General features: G+C 72.5%; 16 protein-coding genes. 4 read left to right on the forward strand and 12 right to left on the reverse strand.

The annotated features are described in order from the left end of the window. The 3 genes from ONA70_RS24815 to ONA70_RS24825 form a co-directional block, all read right to left on the reverse strand. Nucleotides 1-922, reverse strand: a 922-nt coding sequence (locus tag ONA70_RS24815; RefSeq protein ID WP_265008890.1) for an acyl-ACP desaturase, incomplete at its 3' end; no start/stop codon positions are given. Nucleotides 923-973: 51 nt separating this feature from the next. Then, nucleotides 974-2,305, reverse strand: coding sequence for a histidine--tRNA ligase (hisS, locus tag ONA70_RS24820; protein ID WP_265008891.1), 1,332 nt, complete (start codon nucleotides 2,303-2,305; stop codon nucleotides 974-976). A 53-nt stretch (nucleotides 2,306-2,358) separates the two neighbouring features. Next, on the reverse strand, nucleotides 2,359-3,078 hold the full coding sequence (locus ONA70_RS24825; protein WP_265008892.1) for an MBL fold metallo-hydrolase: 720 nt from the start codon (nucleotides 3,076-3,078) through the stop codon (nucleotides 2,359-2,361). 261 nt (nucleotides 3,079-3,339) lie between these two features. Here ONA70_RS24825 and ONA70_RS24830 point away from each other — a divergent pair, with 261 nt between their 5' ends. Further along, entirely contained in the window at nucleotides 3,340-4,188 is an 849-nt protein-coding gene (locus ONA70_RS24830; RefSeq protein WP_265008893.1) for a peptidylprolyl isomerase, read from the forward strand. A gap of 66 nt (nucleotides 4,189-4,254) precedes the next feature. Then, nucleotides 4,255-5,094: a peptidylprolyl isomerase gene (locus ONA70_RS24835; protein ID WP_265008894.1), complete on the forward strand. Its 840-nt coding sequence runs from the start codon at nucleotides 4,255-4,257 to the stop codon at nucleotides 5,092-5,094. Nucleotides 5,095-5,167: 73 nt separating this feature from the next. On the opposite strand, the gene ONA70_RS24840 is transcribed toward ONA70_RS24835, so the two are convergent. The 9 genes from ONA70_RS24840 to ONA70_RS24880 all read right to left on the reverse strand — a co-directional run bounded on the left by ONA70_RS24840 (nucleotide 5,168) and on the right by ONA70_RS24880 (nucleotide 15,008). Continuing rightward, the gene (locus tag ONA70_RS24840; RefSeq protein ID WP_406601238.1) at nucleotides 5,168-7,639 is read right to left on the reverse strand and encodes a RelA/SpoT family protein; all 2,472 of its coding nucleotides are present in this window, start codon (nucleotides 7,637-7,639) and stop codon (nucleotides 5,168-5,170) included. 293 nt (nucleotides 7,640-7,932) lie between these two features. Next, the gene (locus ONA70_RS24845; RefSeq protein ID WP_265008895.1) at nucleotides 7,933-8,499 is read right to left on the reverse strand and encodes an adenine phosphoribosyltransferase; all 567 of its coding nucleotides are present in this window, start codon (nucleotides 8,497-8,499) and stop codon (nucleotides 7,933-7,935) included. A gap of 104 nt (nucleotides 8,500-8,603) precedes the next feature. After that, a complete protein-coding gene (gene secF / locus ONA70_RS24850; protein WP_265008896.1) occupies nucleotides 8,604-9,794 on the reverse strand; it encodes a protein translocase subunit SecF in 1,191 nt (396 codons plus the stop codon). Nucleotide 9,795: 1 nt separating this feature from the next. Continuing rightward, complete coding sequence (gene secD / locus ONA70_RS24855) at nucleotides 9,796-11,715, reverse strand: protein translocase subunit SecD (protein WP_265008897.1); 1,920 nt, start codon at nucleotides 11,713-11,715, stop codon at nucleotides 9,796-9,798. Nucleotides 11,716-11,938: 223 nt separating this feature from the next. Continuing rightward, the gene (yajC, locus tag ONA70_RS24860) at nucleotides 11,939-12,283 is read right to left on the reverse strand and encodes a preprotein translocase subunit YajC (RefSeq protein WP_265008898.1); all 345 of its coding nucleotides are present in this window, start codon (nucleotides 12,281-12,283) and stop codon (nucleotides 11,939-11,941) included. Nucleotides 12,284-12,422: 139 nt separating this feature from the next. After that, on the reverse strand, nucleotides 12,423-13,487 hold the full coding sequence (ruvB, locus tag ONA70_RS24865; protein WP_265008899.1) for a Holliday junction branch migration DNA helicase RuvB: 1,065 nt from the start codon (nucleotides 13,485-13,487) through the stop codon (nucleotides 12,423-12,425). Beyond that, nucleotides 13,484-14,086 carry a Holliday junction branch migration protein RuvA gene (gene ruvA, locus ONA70_RS24870; protein ID WP_265008900.1) on the reverse strand — a complete coding sequence of 201 codons (603 nt, stop codon included), beginning with the start codon at nucleotides 14,084-14,086 and terminating at the stop codon, nucleotides 13,484-13,486. The genes ruvB and ruvA overlap by 4 nt, the downstream gene beginning before the upstream one ends. Next, a complete protein-coding gene (ruvC, locus tag ONA70_RS24875) occupies nucleotides 14,083-14,610 on the reverse strand; it encodes a crossover junction endodeoxyribonuclease RuvC (protein ID WP_265008901.1) in 528 nt (175 codons plus the stop codon). Before ruvC ends, ruvA begins: the two co-directional genes overlap by 4 nt. A gap of 104 nt (nucleotides 14,611-14,714) precedes the next feature. Beyond that, a complete protein-coding gene (locus ONA70_RS24880; RefSeq protein WP_265008902.1) occupies nucleotides 14,715-15,008 on the reverse strand; it encodes a DUF1905 domain-containing protein in 294 nt (97 codons plus the stop codon). A gap of 171 nt (nucleotides 15,009-15,179) precedes the next feature. On the opposite strand from ONA70_RS24880, the gene ONA70_RS24885 reads away from it, so the two are divergent. Both ONA70_RS24885 and ONA70_RS24890 read left to right on the forward strand, forming a co-directional pair. After that, entirely contained in the window at nucleotides 15,180-15,962 is a 783-nt protein-coding gene (locus ONA70_RS24885) for a 3-hydroxybutyrate dehydrogenase (protein WP_265008903.1), read from the forward strand. Between the two features lie 14 nt (nucleotides 15,963-15,976). Beyond that, nucleotides 15,977-17,861, forward strand: a 1,885-nt coding sequence (locus ONA70_RS24890) for a helix-turn-helix domain-containing protein (RefSeq protein WP_265008904.1), incomplete at its 3' end; no start/stop codon positions are given.

Below are 17,861 nucleotides of genomic sequence, written 5' to 3' on the forward strand. Positions count from 1 at the left end.
CGAGGCGGGCGGCGCGGGCGGCGCGCTTCTCCTCGAAGCGGGCGGCCTGGGTCCCCAGGGCGTCCAGGTGGACGGCGATCTGGTCGCGGGCGGCCTCACCGTCGGCGTCCAGCCCGGTCACCTCGAAGACGTTCCACTGGCGCAGCACCGGGACCACCACCTCGTCGCGGTGCTGGCGCAGGTCGTAGATGCCGGCCAGGGCGATGGCCACCGACTTGCGGGCGAAACCCTCGATGCCGACGCCTGGCATCTGGAAGTCGGCCAGCACGTCGGCGACCGCCCGCATGGCCTGGCTCGGGGCCAACTCGAACGCCGCGCCGAGCAGGTTGCGGTAGAAGACCATGTGCAGATTCTCGTCGGCGGCCACCCGGGCCAGCAGCGCCTGGCAGGTGGGGTCCCCGGTGGCCCGGCCGGTGTTGCGGTGCGAGATCCGGGTGGCCAATTCCTGGAACGAGACGTACGCCAGCGAGTGCAGCACCTCGTCGTCGTGCGTGTTGACGTACCCGTTCGACATGTGCACCATCCGGGCCCGCTCCAGCGCCACCGGGTCGACCGCCCGGGTCACCGTCAGGTAGTCGCGGATGGCGGTACCGTGCCGCCCCTCCTCGGCGGTCCACCGGTGCACCCAGGTGCCCCACGCCCCGTCCCGCCCGAACAGCGTGGCGATCTCGTGGTGGTACGAGGGCAGGTTGTCCTCGGTGAGCAGGTTGACGATCAGCGCGGTCCGGGCCACCTCGGGCAGCCCGCTGTCCGCCTCCGACCAGGGCTCGCCGCCGAGCGGACCGGCGAAGGTCCGCCCCTCGCTCCACGGCACGTACTCGTGCGGGAACCACTCCTTGGCCAGCGACAGGTGCCGGTCGAGGTTGTTCTCGACGACGGGTTCGAGCTCGAGGAGCAGGGCGGTCTGGCTGAGCACGGTCACGACGATCTCCCTACGGTGGCGTAACTTACGCCACCGTAGGTCCAATCGTCGTCAGGCGCCAGCCAGGCCGACCAGCGGCTTCAGGTCCGCCCGCGGTGGGGTCCACTCGCCCGCCGCGGCGGCCACCTGCTCGCCCGAGCGGATGTCCTTCACCGCGTCGCCCTCGGCACCGGGGAACCACACGTACGGGATGCCGCGCCGCTCGGCGTATCGGATCTGCTTGCCGAACTTGGCCGCGCTCGGCGACACCTCGGTCGGGATGCCCCGCGAGCGCAGCGCCTCGGCGACCGCGTTGCTGGCCGCCCGCTCCTCCTCGTTGGTCACCGCGACCAGGACACAGGTCGGCACGTCCCGGGAGACCGACAGCGCGCCCGCGCCGAAGAGCAGGCCGAGCAGCCGGGTCACCCCGATCGAGATGCCGACGCCCGGGAAACGGACGTTGCCCGAGCTGGCCAGGTTGTCGTACCGGCCGCCGGAGCAGATCGAGCCGAACCGCTCGTAGCCGATCATCTGCGTCTCGTAGACGGTGCCGGTGTAGTAGTCCAGGCCCCGGGCGATACGCAGGTCGGCGACGCAGAGGCCGGGCGAGTGCGCGGCGGCGGTCTCCACCACCGCGCTCAGCTCGGCGATGCCCTCGTCGAGCAGCGGGTCGCTGACCCCGAGGGCGCGCACCGCGTCGGCGAAGGAGGCGTCCGGCGCGGAGATCTCCGCCAGCGCCAGGCACGCCTTGGCCTGCGCCTCGCTCGCCCCTGCGGTCTCCGCGAGCAGCTCGGCCACCCGCGCCGGGCCGATCTTGTCGAGCTTGTCCACCGCGCGCAGCGCCGCCTCCGGGTCGGTGAGCCCGATGCCCCGGTAGAAGCCCTCGCAGATCTTCCGGTTGTTGACCTGGATGCGGACCGGCGGGATCGGCAGCGACCGCAGCGCGTCGCCGATCACCAGCGGCATCTCCGCCTCGTAGTGCGCCGGCAGGGTGTCCCGGTCGACGATGTCGATGTCGGCCTGGAGGAACTCGCGGTAGCGCCCCTCCTGCGGGCGCTCCCCCCGCCACACCTTCTGGATCTGGTAGCGGCGGAACGGGAACTGCAGCTTGCCGGCGTTCTCCAGCACGTACCGGGCGAACGGCACGGTCAGGTCGAAGTGCAGGCCGAGCGCGTCGTCACCGGCCGGATCGAGGTCGGCCTGCAACCGGCGCAGCACGTAGACCTCCTTGGAGGTCTCCCCCTTGCGCAGCAACTGGTCGAGCGGCTCGACCGAGCGGGTTTCGAGGGGGGCGAAGCCGTACAGCTCGAAGGTGCCGCGGATCCGGTCGAGCACGAACTGCTCGATCATCCGCTGGGCGGGCGTCCACTCCGGGAAGCCGGAAATGGGCGTGGGCTTGCTCATGACGTACTCCTTGGATGCCGCGCGGACCGCGGGTGAGTCGTGGGCCGCGGCGGCTACAGACCGCGGGTGGGCGCGGCCGGGCGCGCGCCGCCGGTCCCCGCCACCTCGATGAGGTACGGGTTGGTCGCGCGCTCGCGGCCGATGGTGGTCGCGGGGCCGTGGCCGGGCAGGACGACGGTGTCGTCGGCCAGCGGGAGGACCTTGTCCCGCAGGCTAGACAGCATCCGGGGCATGCTGCCGCCCGGCAGGTCGGTGCGGCCGATGGAACCGGCGAAGAGCACGTCCCCGGAGAGGCAGATCTGGTCGGCCTCCCAGGGCGAGCCGGCGCCGGGCATCCGGAACAGCACCGACCCGCCGGTATGGCCGGGGGCGTGGTCGACGGTGATCTCCAGGCCGGCGAGGGACAGCGTCGCGCCGTCGGTCAGCTCGGCCACGTCGTCCGGCTCGGTGTACGGCAGCCGCCCACCGAAGAGCTGGGTGAGGTCCGTCGAGAGCGCCTTGGCCGGGTCGGCCAGCAGCTCCCGGTCGTCCGGGTGGATGTACGCGGGGATGCCGCGCGCGCCGCAGACCGGGGCCACGGAGAAGGTGTGGTCGAGGTGTCCGTGGGTGAGCAGCACGGCGGCCGGGTGCAGGCGGTGCTCGGCGAGCACGGCGTCGAGCCGGTCGAGGACCCCGATGCCGGGGTCGACCACCACGCACTGCTCCCCCGGCGCGGTCGCCACCGCGTAGCAGTTGGTGCCGAAGGCGTCCGCGGGAAAGCCCGCCACGAGCACGTCCGCTCCCCTTCCGTTCCGGTCGTCGTCCCACTCAGCAGCCTAGTCGCACCCGCCACGGCTTTCCGCCGGCCCACTGGTCACGCCGACCCCGGCAACCACAACGACAGGGTCCGATAAATCGCGGCCCGACCTCGAACACCACTTTCCCAGCCGGTAGCCGTACACTCTGGCGGGCGTGTGGCGTGGCGCACCTGCGCACCGACAGGCGGAGAACGCCTGGGCGCCGGCGAGGACCAGGGTAGAGGAAGGGGAGCACGGGTGGCTTCCAGCAGGGACCGGCAGCGCAAACTGGCGCGGGCAAAGCTCGACCGGCAACTTGCCCGGCGGGCGGCGGCCGCGAAACGCCGCCGGCAGATCCAGGCCGGCGTCGGCGCCGCCGTGGTGCTCGCGTTGATCGTCGTCGGTTCGGCGTGGGCGCTCGGCGCGTTCGACTCGAAGCCGAAGCCGAAGGCCGCCGAGGACGTCTGCGCCTGGACCCCGCAGGACGCCAACGCCAACACCAACCTCAAGGACGTCGGCACCCCGGCCACCACCGGCCTGCCGACCTCGGGCACCCGCGCGATGACGGTCACCACCAACCAGGGCGCCCCGATCACGGCTGAGCTCGACCTCGCCTCGGCCCCGTGCGCCGCGGCCAGCATCTCGTACCTGGCCGGCAAGTCGTTCTACGACAACACCAAGTGCCACGAGATCACCACCGAGGGCGCGCTGCGCTGCGGCGACCCGAGCGGCACCGGCATCGGCGGCCCGGCGTACTCGTTCTACGACGAGAACGTCCCCACGCCGGCCCCGAGCCCGTCCGCCTCGCCGGCCCCGGACCAGGCGCCGGCGTACCCGAAGGGCACGGTCGCCATGATCGCGAACCCGCCGGGCGCCAACAGCAGCCAGTTCCTGATCTTCTTCAAGGACTTCAACCCGGCCCAGCCGAAGTACCCGGTCATCGGCAAGGTCACCGGCGGCCTGGACGTGTTGGCGAAAATCGGCGCCCTCCCGACCGTGGACAATGGGAGCGGAGCCAAGGTCAAGCCGAAGACGGACGTGGTGATCCAGAGCCTCACCGTCGGCGAGGTGAACGCCGCCCCGGCCGCCAGCCCGAGCGCCGGCTGACCCGGCCCCGTCCGCCCCTGAGCAGCGGCGGCAGCGCCGCACCCGAGAACATCCGAAGGAGTGACCGTGACGTCCACCAGAGAGCGGCAGCGCGCGGCGGCGCGGGCCCGACTCGAGCGGGAGATGGCCGAGCGTGCCGGCAAGGCCCGCAAGCGCCGGCAGACGCAGGCCATCGTCGGGGCCGCGGCCGTGCTGGTGCTCGTGGTGGCCGGGACGGTCTGGCTGGTCACCTCGCTCGGCGGTGACGACAAGAAGGAGAACACCGCCAGCACTGCGGGCTACTCGCAGTGCGCCTACGTCGAGGTTCCGAAGGAGGCCCGCTCCAAGCAGATCAAGGACGTGGGCGTCCCGCCGAACCAGCAGGCCAGCAAGGGCACCCAGACCATGACGATCGACACCAACCTGGGGCCGATCACCGCGACGGTCAACCGCGCCGATGTGCCCTGCACCGCCGGCAGCTTCACCTACCTGGCCAGCAAGGGCTTCTTCGACAACACCAAGTGCCACCGACTGGTGACCCAGGGCATCAAGGTGCTCCAGTGCGGTGACCCGAGCGCGACCGGCAAGGGCTGGCGGGAGACCGACGGCACCGGCGGCCCGGGCTTCAACATGCCAGAGGAGAACCTGCCGACCGACAAGCGTCCGCCGTACCCGGAGGGCGTCATCGCGATGGCCAACTCCGGCCAGCAGGGCAGCACCGGCAGCCAGTTCTTCATCGTCTACGGCGACTCCCAGCTCGACCCGAACTACACCGTGGTGGGCACCATCACCGGCGGCATGGACCTGGTGAAGCAGGTCGGGGCGGCCGGTGACGACGGCGCCTTCGCCAAGCAGGCCGGCGGCGGCCACCCGAAGAAGGAGGTCGTCATCAACAAGCTGGCGATGAGCGACATCCAGGGCGGCTGACCCCCACCCGCAGCGCAAGAAAAGCGCCCGCCGGCTCTCCGCCGGCGGGCGCTTTTCCGTGCGTCAGAAGGTGTCAGGCGCCCGAGGTCACCCGGTACGCGTCGAACACCCCGTCGACCTTGCGAACCGCGGCCAGCAGGTGCCCCAGGTGCTTCGGGTCGGCCATCTCGAAGCTGAACCGGCTCACCGCCACCCGGTCCCGGGTGGTGGTGACGGTCGCGGAGAGGATGTTCACCCGCTCGTCGGAGAGCACCCGGGTGACGTCGGCCAGCAGCTTGTGCCGGTCGAGCGCCTCCACCTGGATGGCGACCAGGAAGGTGGAGGCGGAGGTGAGCTTCCAGCTCACCTCGACCACCCGCTCGCTCTGCGCCCGCAGGTCCTCGGCGTTGGCGCAGTCGTCCCGGTGCACGCTCACCCCGCCGGAGCGGGTGACGAAGCCGAAGACGGCGTCCGGTGGCACCGGGGTGCAGCAGCGGGCCAGCTTGATCCAGACGTCGCTGACCCCACGGACCACCACACCCGGGTCGGCACTGCTCTGCCGGCTGCGGGGCGGACGGGTGGCGACGGCGGTCTCGGCGATGTCCTCCGCCGCGCCCTCCTCGCCACCGTAGGAGGCCATCAGCTTCTGCACCACCGACTGCGCGGAGACCTGGCTGTCGCCAACCGCCGCGTAGAGCGAGGCGACGTCGGCCAGGTGCAGGTCCCGGGCGATCGCCATCAGGTTGTCGGAGGTGAGCATCCGCTGCAACGGCATGCCCTGCTTGCGCATCGCCTTGACGATCGAGTCCTTGCCGGCCTCGATCGCCTCCTCGCGCCGCTCCTTGTTGAAGTACTGGCGGATCTTGGTACGGGCGCGCGGGCTCTTGACGAAGCCGAGCCAGTCCTGCGTGGGGCCGGCCGTGTCGGACTTCGAGGTGAAGATCTCGATCACGTCGCCGTTGGACAGCGTCGACTCCAGCGGCACCAGCTTGCCGTTGACCCGCGCCCCGATGCACTTGTGCCCGACCTCGGTGTGCACCGCGTACGCGAAGTCCACCGGCGTCGACCCGGTCGGCAGCGGGATGACGTCACCCTTCGGGGTGAAGACGTACACCTCCTGACTGGACAGGTCGAACCGGAGCGCGTCCAGGAACTCGCTCGGGTCGGCCGCCTCCCGCTGCCAGTCCAGCAGCTGGCGCAGCCAGGTCATCTCGTCGATGTGCGCCGGCGGGCCGACCACCGGCGTGCCCTTGTGCTCCTTGTACTTCCAGTGCGCGGCGATGCCGAACTCGGCGGTCCGGTGCATCGCGTAGGTGCGGATCTGCATCTCCACCGGCTTGCCGGTGGGCCCGATGACCGTCGTGTGCAACGACTGGTACATGTTGAACTTGGGCATCGCGATGTAGTCCTTGAACCGGCCCGGCACCGGCTGCCAGTTGGCGTGGATGACGCCCAGCGCCGCGTAGCAGTCCCGCACCGTGTCGACCAGGATCCGCACCCCGACCAGGTCGTAGATGTCGTTGAAGTCGCGCCCTCGCACGATCATCTTCTGGTAGATCGAGTAGAGGTGCTTCGGCCGCCCGGTGGTCTCCGCCTTGATCTTGGCGGCCTTCAGGTCGGTCGACACCTTCTGGGTCACCTGGCGCAGCAGCGCCTCACGCTGCGGCTGGTGCTCCCCGATCAGCCGGTTGATCTCCTCGTACCGCTTCGGGAACAGGGTGCCGAAGGCGAGATCCTCCAGCTCCCACTTGATGGTGTTCATACCGAGGCGGTGGGCGAGGGGGGCCAGGATCTCCAGCGTCTCCTTGGCCTTCTGCTCCTGCTTGGGGCGGGGCAGGAAGGTCAGGGTACGCATGTTGTGCAGCCGGTCGGCCAGCTTGATCACCAGAACCCGCGGGTCCTTGGCCATGGCCACGACCATCTTGCGGATCGTCTCCGCCTTGGCCGCGTCACCGAGCTTGACCTTGTCGAGCTTGGTCACGCCGTCGACCAGCAGGGCCACCTCGCCGCCGAAGTCGGCGCGCATCTGGTCGAGGGTGTACTCGGTGTCCTCGATCGTGTCGTGCAGCAGCGCCGCGACCAGGGTGGTGGTGTCCATCCCGAGGTTGGCCAGGATGGTCGCCACCGCGAGCGGATGGGTGATGTAGGGGTCACCGGACTTGCGGTACTGACCCGAGTGCCAGCGCGCGGCCGTGTCGAAGGCGCGCTGCAGCAGCCGGGCGTCGGCCTTGGGGTGGTTCTCCCGGTGGGTGGAGATCAGCGGCTCGAGGACCTCGCTCACCTGCGAGGTCTGCCACGGCGCGTTGAACCGGGCCAGCCGGGCGCGTACCCGCCGGCCGGTCGGCGCGTTGGAGAGGGCGAACCCCCCGCTGGGCGAGGGATCGGCCGCGCTGTCGGCCGGGAACGGCACCACGACCGCGCCGCCGTCCGGCTTCGCGTCGGAACCGCCGCCGGAGGCGCCGGTCACTCGGGCCGGCGGGTTGCCGTTCCGCTCAGTCACCGAGCCGTCCGCGTCGCCTGTCGGATGCACCGTGCCCTCCACCGGAGGGACGACATCGTGGGACACCGGCCTCCTCACCGCTCGCCGGGAATGCGCCGGCCGTCCGGCCGACGTTTTGTTCAACCGGCCGAGGGGCCGGCGTTGTTCCGCGTCGACCGCCCCGGGCCGACGTGGTCCGCGTCCGGCCACCGGGGACCACGTGGTCCCGGCGGCCCCGCGCCGTACGGCCGTCCGGCCGGTCGGCGCGCCTCCGGGCGGTCACCCGCCCGGTCGGCAAAGGGCAATGCTACCCGCACGCAGGGTACGCCGCCGCTCCGCCGGACGGACCGCACCGGCTCGGCCCGACGGGCCGGGGGGGGTCAAACGGTCAGCAGGGCATGGACCGGACGCGGGGCGAGCCGTTGCCGCCCGTTCAGGAAGCCCAATTCCAGCAGGACGGTGAAGCCGGCGACCGTGCCGCCGGCCCGCTCGACCAGGTCGAGGGTGGCCTCGGCGGTGCCGCCGGTGGCGAGCACGTCGTCCACCACCAGGACCCGGTGACCGGCGGTGAAGGCGTCCTGGTGCACCTCCAGCGTCGCCTCGCCGTACTCGAGGGCGTAGGAGGCGGTGTGGGTGGCCCGGGGCAGCTTGCCCGCCTTGCGCACCGGCACCACCCCGACCCCGGTGGCGTACGCGATCGCCGCGGCCAGCACGAAGCCGCGCGCCTCGATGCCGGCCACCGCGTCGAACGAGTCACGCCCGTGGTACGCGACGATCCCGTCGATCACCTCGCGGAAGACGTCGCCGTCGGCGAACAGCGGCATCAGGTCCTTGAACATGACCCCGGGCTTGGGGAAGTCCGGCACGTCCAGCACCCGGCTGGCGACCAGCCGGGCGACCTCCGGGCCGCTGTCTCCCCGTACCCCGGTGGTGTGGGTCTCCGTCACGGTACGTCCCATGTCCCTTCGAACGACGACGGCGTCCGTCATGCTGCTCGCACAGCATGGCGGACGCCGTTCGGTCGATTCCTACCGGGTCTCCCCCGGCCCGGTCAGCGGCGCTTCGCGCCACCCGGCCGGTTGCCCCCGCCGCCGCTGGGGCGACCGCCCCGGGCGCCGGTGGGGCGCTTGCCGGCCGGCCGCGCGCCCACCTTCGGCGCGGCGCCGGCGAGGGCCGCCGCCTCCGGGTCGATGGTCTCGTCGGCGGCCGGGGCGGCCTTCGGCGCGCCCTTCGGGGCGACCTCGCCCCGGGCGATGGCGCCCCGCCGGCCGAGCACCCGCTTGTTGTGCGCGCTGATCCGCGGGTCCTGGTTCTTCAGCAGCACCAGCAGCGGGGTGGCCAGCAGGATCGAGGTCAGGAACGCGACGGCCATACCGACGAAGAGCACCAGGCCGAGGTCCTTGAGCGTGCCGGCGCCGAGCAGACCGGCCCCGATGAACAGCAGACCACCGACCGGCAGCAGGGCGACCACCGAGGTGTTCAGCGACCGCATGAGGCTCTGGTTGAGCGCCAGGTTGGCCGCCTCGCCGTAGGTCATGTTGTTGTTCGCGGTGATGCCGCGGGTGTTCTCCTGCACCTTGTCGAAGACCACCACCACGTCGTAGAGCGCGAAGCCCAGGATCGTGAGGAAGCCGATGATCGTCGACGGGGTGACCTCGAAGCCGACCAGCGAGTAGATGCCGGCGGTGAGGACCAGGTTGGTGAGCAGCGAGGCGATCGAGGCGACCGCCATCCGCCACTCGAAGCGCAGCACCAGGTAGATCGCCACCACCGCGATGAAGATCAGCAGACCGAGCAGCGCCCGCGAGGTGACCTGGCTGCCCCAGGCCTCGGAGACCTGGCTGCCGCTGATCTGCTCCGGCTGGATGCCGAACTCCTGGGCCATCTTGTCCTTGACCGCGGTGGCCTGGTCCGCGGTGAGCTGCGAGGTGCGCAGCTCGTAGTACTCGCCGCTGGTGCTACCGACCTTCTGGGCGGTGACCACCTCCGCGCCGCCGCCGTCGGACTTCAGCGCCGCGTTGACCTTCTCCTCGGCCTGGGCCATCGTGCCCACGCTGGCCGGCACCTGGAACGAGTTGCCGCCGGCGAACTCGATGCCGAGGCTGAAGCGGTTGATCGCGAAGCTGAGCACGGCGACCAGCACCAGCGCACCGGCGACGGCGAACCACAGCTTGCGCTTGCCGACGATGTTGAGATCGGCCTCGCCCCGGTAGAGCCGGGCGGCCAGACCAGTCTTAGCCATCTCAGGCCTCCTTGACACGCGGGTTGCGGGCGGTGCCCTGCTCGGCCGACCGGGCCGGCAGGGCCCGGCCGAGACCGCTGACCCGCGGGGACAGGAACGCCCGGGTCCGGGCGAACATCGTCATGATCGGGTGACGGAAGAGGAAGACGACCACCAGGTCGAGGACGGTCGCCAGGCCGAGCGCGAAGGCGAAGCCCTTCACCGCGCCGACCGAGACGAGGTAGAGCACCACGGCGGACATCAGGGTGATGGCGTTCGCCGAGATGATCGTCCGGCGGGCCCGGACCCACGCCCGTGGCACCGCGCTGCGCGGGCTGCGGCCCTCCCGGATCTCGTCCTTGAGCCGCTCGAAGTAGATGACGAACGAGTCCGCCGCCACACCGAGTGAGACGATCATGCCGGCGATGCCGGCGAGGGTGAGGGTGAAGCCGATCGACCGGCCGAGCACCACCAGCGCGCCGAAGACCAGCAGGCCGGACAGCACCAGGCTGAGGAAGATGACCGAGCCGAGCAGCCGGTAGTAGAAGAACGAGTAGATGATGACCAGCAGCATGCCGATGCCGGCTGCGAGCAGGCCCGCCTGCAGGTGGCTGGAGCCCAGCGTCGCGGTGACGTTCTGCTGCTCCTGCGGCACGAAGGTCACCGGCAGCGCGCCGTAGCGGAGCTGGCTGGCCAGGGCGTTCGCGCTCTTGTTGTTGAAGCTGCCGGTGATCTGCGAGTCACCGGTCAGCACGCCCTGGATCTCCGGCGAGGAGACGATCTCGTTGTCCAGGACCACCGCGACGCGGCACTTGCCGTCCTGGCCGAGCGCGGTCTGGTCGCAGGCCTGGCCCTCGTTGTTGTACGACTCGCGGGTCAGCGCGGTCCACTTCTCCTGGCCCTTGCCGGTGAACTTCAGGCTGACCACCCAGGAGCTGGTCTGGTCGAGCACCGCGTTGGCGTCGCTGACGTCGGTGCCGAGCACCTTCGCCACGTCGAGCAGGTACTTGGCGCCGGCCTCGCAGGACACCGCCTTCTGCTTCTCGTCCTTGATCGACGCCGCCGGCCGCGTGTCGAGCTGGGCGCAGCTGATGGTCGGCACGTTGAACTGCATCTCGACCGGCAGCACCGCGATCTCCTGCGGGGAGAGGGTGCTGAACGGCTTGAGCTTCTCGGCCAGCGACGGGTCGCTGGTGAGGTCGGCCGGGGCCTTCAGGCCGGAAGCGGCGGCCCAGGCGGCCGGGCCGACCTTCTGCTCGATGGCCTTGCGCTGCTGCTCGATGCTCTGCGGCACCGGCTCGGCGCTGGCGCTCGGGGCCGGCGCGGCGCTGGCCGAGGCCGACGGGGTCGGCGCGGCGGCGCTCGCGCTCGGCGTCGGGGCCATGCCACCCTGACCGCCGGCGCTCGGCGACGCGGTCGCCTTCGCGCCACCGCTGGCCTTCGGCGCGGCGCTGCCGGACGGGGCCGGCGTCGCGCTGCCGGACGGGGCCGGGGTGGCGCTGGCGCTCGGGCTCGGGGCCGGGGCGGCGGTCGCGCCGCTGCCGTCGGTGGCCTTGAGGACCTTGCGGAAGCGCAGCTCGGCGGGGTTGCCGACGTTGGTCAGGTCCCGGTTCTCACCGGGCAGGGAGATGACGATGTTCCGGTTGCCCTCGGTGACCACCTCGGCCTCGGCCACGCCGTACGCGTTGACCCGGCTCTCGATGATCTGGCGCGCCTCCTCGAGGTTGGCGGCGGTCGGGGGCTTGCCGTCCAGGCTGTTGGTGGCCTCGAGCGTCAGCCGGGTACCGCCGATCAGGTCCAGGCCGAGCCGGGGCTCCAGCCGGTCCTGCCAGCCGCCTTTGGCGCCGCCGGAGAAGAACACCAAGAGATAGAGGACGACGAAGACGAGCCCGAGGACGGCGAGCTGCCGTCCGGGGCGCATCTGTCCCTGAGGTGGTGCCACGGCTGTCTTGTCTCCCTGTACGGTCGCGCCGCCGGGCAGCGGCGACGAAGTCGGGCCGGGGGTGTCCGCCCGACTGCTCTGGCGGGTCGACGCCCCCGGCCGACACGCCTCCCGGCCCGCGACGCGGCGGCGTCGGGCGGAAGCTAACGCGTGTCGGCGTCGGACGCCGACCCAACTATCCACTTGTATCGGTGAATCCGCTGCCCCGTCCCGGGGCCCGCGGTCACTCCTTGACCGACTCGGCTTCCTCGGTGATCGTCTCGGCGTCCGGGCGCTCGGCCCGGGTGACCACGCGGGCGATCGCCGGGCGGGCGTACCGGGTCTGCACGCCCGGGGCCACCTCCAGCAGGACGGTCTCGTCCTCCACGTCGGTCACCGTGCCGTAGAGCCCACCGATGGTGACGACCTCGTCGCCCGGGCCGAGCGCGGACTGCATCCGCTCCGCCTCGCGGCGCCGCTTCTGCTGCGGGCGGATCATCATGAAGTACATGACGCCGAAGAGCAGAGCGATCATGAGGATCGGCGTCAGACCGCCGGCTCCCCCGGCACTCCCTGCTGCGTAAAGCACGGTTTGTCGACCTTCCCATTGGCCCCGCCCGACCCCGAGGGGCGCCGGAGCGGAGGCGGATTCTTACGTCCTGTAAGACCGCGGCGAAGTCTAGTCCCTGCCCCTGGGAACGCCGAATGCGGCACAGATCACGTTCGGATCACGGCTGATCGGTCTGCACCGAGAACAGATCGGGCCCGGGAGGGACATCGGTGCCAAATGTACCATTCGGCGGCGTACGCCCCAGATGGTGCCAGGCCGCCTCGGTGGCGACCCGACCCCGGGGCGTACGGGCCAGCAGGCCGGCCCGGACCAGGAAGGGCTCGCAGACCTCCTCGACCGTGTCCGGCTGCTCGCCCACCGCGACGGCGAGCGTGGAGAGCCCGACCGGGCCGCCCCGGAACGAGTCGACCAGTGCGGTGAGCACCGCCCGGTCCAGCCGGTCCAGCCCGAGCGCGTCGACGTCGTACACGGTCAGGGCGGCCCGGGCGGTCTCCACGGTGACCACCCCGTCGGCCCGGACCTCGGCGAAGTCCCGGACCCGGCGCAGCAGCCGGTTGGCGATGCGCGGGGTGCCCCGGGACCGGCCGGCGATCTCCGCGGCGCCCTCGTCGGTGATCGGCACCCCGAGGATCCGCGCCGAGCGGCGCAGCAGCGCCTCCAGCTCGGCCGGGGCGTAGAAGTCGAGGTGGGCGACGAAGCCGAACCGGTCCCGCATCGGCCCGGTGAGCAGGCCGGACCGGGTGGTCGCGCCGACCAGGGTGAACGGCTCGACGTCGAGCGGGATAGCGGTGGCGCCCGGACCCTTGCCGACCACCACGTCGACCCGGAAGTCCTCCATCGCGCTGTAGAGCAGTTCCTCGGCCGGCTTGGCGATCCGGTGGATCTCGTCGATGAAGAGGACGTCGCCCTCGGTGAGGCTGGTCAGGATGGCGGCCAGATCGCCGGAGCGCTCGATGGCCGGGCCGCTGGTCACCCGGATCCCCGAACCCAGCTCGGCGGCGACGATATTGGCCAACGTGGTTTTCCCGAGGCCAGGCGGCCCGGAGAGAAGGATGTGGTCGGGCGGGGAGCCGCGCCGCATCGCGCCCTTGAGCAGCAGGTCGAGCTGGTCGCGCACCCGGTGCTGGGCGATGAACTCCTCCAGGCGCTTGGGCCGGACGCTGGCCTCCGCGTCCCGTTCCGCGTCGCTGACGTACGCCGAGACCAGATTGTCGCCGGTCATCGCGTCCGGCCCAGGAGGCGGATGGCCTGCTTGAGCAGGACCGGCACCGGCGGGACGTCGCCGTCGACGGTCTCCGCGACCGCGGCCACCGCCTGCTCGGCCTGGCCGGCCGTCCAGCCCAGCCCGACCAGGGCCTGGCGGACCTGCTCCGGCCAGGCGCCGGCGGTGACCCCGGCGACGCCGTCCGCGCCCACCGGCACCGGGCCGATCCGGTCCCGCAGTTCGAGGACGAGGCGCTCGGCGCCCTTCTTGCCGATCCCCGGCACCCGGGTCAGCGCGGCAGTGTCGGCGTTGGCGATGGCCTTGCGGACCGCGTCCGGGGTGTGCACGGCGAGCACCGCCTGGGCCAGCCGGGGGCCCACCCCGCTGGCGGTCTGGAGCAGCTCGAACAGCTGCTTGGCGTCGTCGTCGGCAAAGCCGTAGAGGGTGAGCGAGTCCTCCCGGACCACCAGGCTGGTGGCCAGCCGGGCCGGCTGGCCGACCCGCAACTCGGCCAGGGTGCCCGGGGCGCACTGCACCGCCAGGCCGATGCCGCCCACCTCCACCACCGCGTGGTCCGGACCGGTCGCGGTCACCGTGCCGCGTACGCTGGCGATCATCGCGTTCCCCCTCGTCGTGCCCGCTCGGCGGCCAGGGCCAGCTTGGACCGGGTGCCGCCGCGCCAGACGTGGCAGATGGCCAGGGCCAGGGCGTCGGCGGCGTCGGCCGGCCGGGGCGGCTCGGGCAGCCGCAGCAGCCGGGTGACCATCGCGGTCATCTGCGCCTTGTCGGCCTGACCGGATCCGGTCACCGCCGCCTTGACCTCGCTCGGCGTGTACGTCTGCACGGGTAGGCCGGCCCGCGCCCCGGCGAGCACCGCGATCCCGCTGGCCTGGGCGGTGCCCATCACGGTGCGGACGTTGTGCTGGGTGAACACCCGCTCCACGGCGACCGCGTCTGGCTGGTGCTCGGCGACCAGGTCGGTGAGCGTGCGGTCCAGGTGCAGCAGGCGCAGCGGCAGGTCGTCGGCCGGGTCGGTGTAGACGACGTAGTAGGCGACCAGGGTGCACGGGCGGCCCGGCACGCCCTCGACCACGCCGACCCCGCACCGGGTCAGCCCCGGGTCGACGCCCAGCACGCGCACGCCGCCTCCTCCCCCAGCCGCCAGCAGTACGTGTGTTCGACACCCTACTGGTGCCGCCCGGCGGCCGTCGGGCGGGACACGCCGACGCGTCGCCACCACCGCCCTCACCGCCGCGTCGGGTCGACCTCGACGGTGACGGTGACCCGGTCCCCGTCGTCCCTGCCCGCCCGGATCCGGATCGGCACGGGCAGCAGCCAGCCGGCCCGCCGGTCCCGCCAGACGCTGGTCGACCAGGTGCGACCGTCGACGGTGGCGGTCACCGGCACCCGGCCGAACGGCCCGGGCACCTCCGGCGCGTGCGCCTCGGGCACCGGCGCGAACACCCAGCCACCCGGGCCCGACCAGCGGATCAGCGTCGCCTCGAAGGACGACGACCCGGCCGGCTCCACGCCCGTCATGTCCACCTCCGCGCTCCCGCACCGACGGCCCGTGGGCACGATGCCACGGCCCACCGACAGGAAGGCGGACCGGACTCCCGCCGATGACCGGGCGCGCCACACACTGAAGCGGTCGAGTATGTGTCGTCGCCCCATGTGCCGCCGGCCACACAACTCGTAGCTTTGTGCGCCATGACGGCAGAACCCGTGGCGGTCCCCCACGTCGTACGCGTCGACCTCTCCGGTCGTAGCGCGCTGGTGACCGGTGGTGGCAGCGGCATCGGACGGGCCTGCGCCCTGCGCCTGGCGGCGGCCGGCGCGTCGGTGCTCGTGGTCGACCGGAACGTGGCGGCGGCGAAGGAGGTGGCGGCCGAGACGGGCGGGCGGGCCGAGGGGATCGACCTGGCCGATCGGGCCGCGGTGGACCGGCTCGACGCCGACGTGGACATCGTGATCAACAATGCCGGCCTGCAGCACGTCGCCCCCGTCCAGGACTTCCCACCGGACCGCTTCGAGTACATCCAGCGGGTGATGGTGGAGGCCCCGTTCCTGCTGATCCGCCGGGCGCTGCCGCACATGTACGCGGGCGGCTGGGGCCGGATCGTCAACATCTCCTCGGTGCACGGGTTGCGCGCCTCGCCGTACAAGGCGGCGTACGTCTCGGCCAAGCACGCCCTGGAGGGGCTGTCGAAGGTGGTCGCGCTGGAGGGCGCCGCGCACGGGGTGACCGCCAACTGCATCAACCCGGCGTACGTGCGGACCGCGCTGGTGGAGAGCCAGATCGCCGACCAGGCGGCCACCCACGGCATCGGCGAGGACGAGGTGGTCGAGAAGATCATGCTGGCCCGGGCGGCGATCAAGCGGCTGATCGAGCCGGAGGAGGTGGCCGAGTTGGTGGCGTACCTCTGCTCGCCGCCGGCCGCGTTCATCACCGGTGCCTCGATCGCCCTCGACGGGGGCTGGACGGCCAACTAGTGGCGCCGCGCACAATGTCGGTCATGTCGTCGCCGGTCGAGTTCCTGGAACTGCTGGCCCGGGAGGCCGCCGCGGTCGAGTTCGAAGGCCCGCTGGTGGCCGCCCGGGCCGCCGGCCTGCCGGCCGAGCGGCTGGCCGAGCTGGAGCAGGCGAAGGTGGTGGCGCTGCGGGTCCGCGCGCTGCTGGAGCGCCGGCGCCGCCGGGAGACCGAGCTGTCCGGCCTGTACGACACGGCCAGCGACCTGGCCGGGCTGCGCGACCTGGACGACGTGTTGCGGGCGATCGTGCACCGGGCCCGGATCCTGCTCGGCACCGACGTGGCGTACATGACGCTCAACGACGAGGAGCGCGGCGACACGTACATGCGGGTCACCGACGGCTCGATCTCGGCCCGGTTCCAGCGGCTGCGGCTGGAGATGGGCGACGGCCTCGGCGGCCTGGTGGCCCAGACCGGCACCCCGTACGTCACCGCCAACTACCAGGAGGACGAGCGGTTCCGGCACACCGGGGAGATCGACGGCGGGGTGGGCGAGGAGGGCCTGGTGGCCATCCTCGGCGTGCCGCTGCGGCTCGGTTCCAGCGTGATCGGCGTGCTGTACGCGGCCAACCGCTCGGCCCGGCCGTTCGCCCGGGAGGAGGTGTCCCTGCTGGTCTCCCTGGCGGCGCACGCGGCGGTCGCGATCGACACCGCCCGGCTGCTGGCGGAGACCCGCTCGGCACTCGAAGAGCTGTCCGCGGCGAACAGCACGATCCGGGCGCACAGCAGCTCGGTGGAGCGGGCCGCCGCCGCCCACGACCGGATGACCGCCCTGGTGGTGCGCGGGGGCGGCATGGCGGACGTGGCGGCGGCGGTCACCGACGTGCTCGGCGGGGCGCTGTTGGCGCTGGACGCCGAGGGGCGGCGGCTGGCCCGGGTGGGCGAGATCGAGGAGCCGGACCGGGCGGACATCGTGGAGGCGGTGGCCGCGTCCCGGACCGAGGGCCGCAGTGTCCGCCGGGGTCCACTCTGGTACGCCGCCGTGGTGGCCGGCGCCGAGAACCTCGGCGCGCTGGTGCTGCGCCCGGACGGCGAACTGGTCGACGCCGACCAGCGGATCCTGGAGCGGGCGGCGCTGGTCACCGCGCTGCTGCTGCTGTTCCGGCGCACGGTCGCCGAGGCGGAGGGGCGGGTCCGGGGTGAGCTGCTGGACGACCTGATCGCCCGGCCGCTGCGGGACGCCGACGCGCTGCGCAGCCGGGCCCGGCGGCTCGGGGTGGACCTGGACGCCCCGCACGTGCTGGTGGCGGTCGGCGACGACGCGATCGCGGCGACCGGCTCGGCCCGGCAGCGGGTGCTCTCCTGGGCCACCACGTACGCCTCGACCCGGGGCGGGCTGGCGGCGGCGCGGGACGGGCGGGTGGTGCTGATGCTGCCGGGCGGCGACGCGGGCGGGGCGGCCCGGGCGGTGGCCCGGGACCTGTCCCGGGTGACCGGCCGGCCGGTGACCGCCGGGGCGAGCGGGCCGTCGACCGGCCCGGCGTCGCTGGCCGTCACGTTCGCTGAGGCGGAGCGCTGCCTGACCGCGCTGGGCGCGCTGGGTCGGGCCGGGCAGGGGGCGAGCACCGACGAGCTGGGCTTCGTGGGGCTGCTGCTGGGCGCGGTCGGCGACTCGGGCGACCGGGACGTGGCCCGGTTCCTCACCGCCACCGTCGGGCCGGTGGTCGACTACGACGCCCGGCGGGGCACCGCGCTGGTGAAGACGCTGGAGGCGTACTTCGGGGTGGGCGGGAGCCTGGCCCGGGCGGCCGAGCTGCTGCACGTGCACGTCAACACGGTGACCCAGCGGCTGGAACGGGTGGGCCAGCTGCTCGGCGCGGACTGGCAGAAGCCGGAGCGCGCCCTGGAGGTGCAGCTGGCCC

Source organism: Micromonospora yasonensis (genome assembly GCF_026013475.1).
Lineage (GTDB): Bacteria > Actinomycetota > Actinomycetes > Mycobacteriales > Micromonosporaceae > Micromonospora > Micromonospora yasonensis.

What these genes read in the sequence shown, in the direction of transcription:
- hisS (WP_265008891.1), bottom strand. Translation starts at nt 2,305, where the DNA reads ATGAGCAAGCCCACGCCCATTTCCGGCTTCCCGGAGTGGACGCCCGCC.
- secF (WP_265008896.1), bottom strand. Translation starts at nt 9,794, where the DNA reads ATGGCTAAGACTGGTCTGGCCGCCCGGCTCTACCGGGGCGAGGCCGAT.
- ruvB (WP_265008899.1), bottom strand. Translation starts at nt 13,487, where the DNA reads ATGACCGGCGACAATCTGGTCTCGGCGTACGTCAGCGACGCGGAACGG.
- ruvA (WP_265008900.1), bottom strand. Translation starts at nt 14,086, where the DNA reads ATGATCGCCAGCGTACGCGGCACGGTGACCGCGACCGGTCCGGACCAC.
- ONA70_RS24880 (WP_265008902.1), bottom strand. Translation starts at nt 15,008, where the DNA reads ATGACGGGCGTGGAGCCGGCCGGGTCGTCGTCCTTCGAGGCGACGCTG.
- ONA70_RS24885 (WP_265008903.1), top strand. Translation starts at nt 15,180, where the DNA reads ATGACGGCAGAACCCGTGGCGGTCCCCCACGTCGTACGCGTCGACCTC.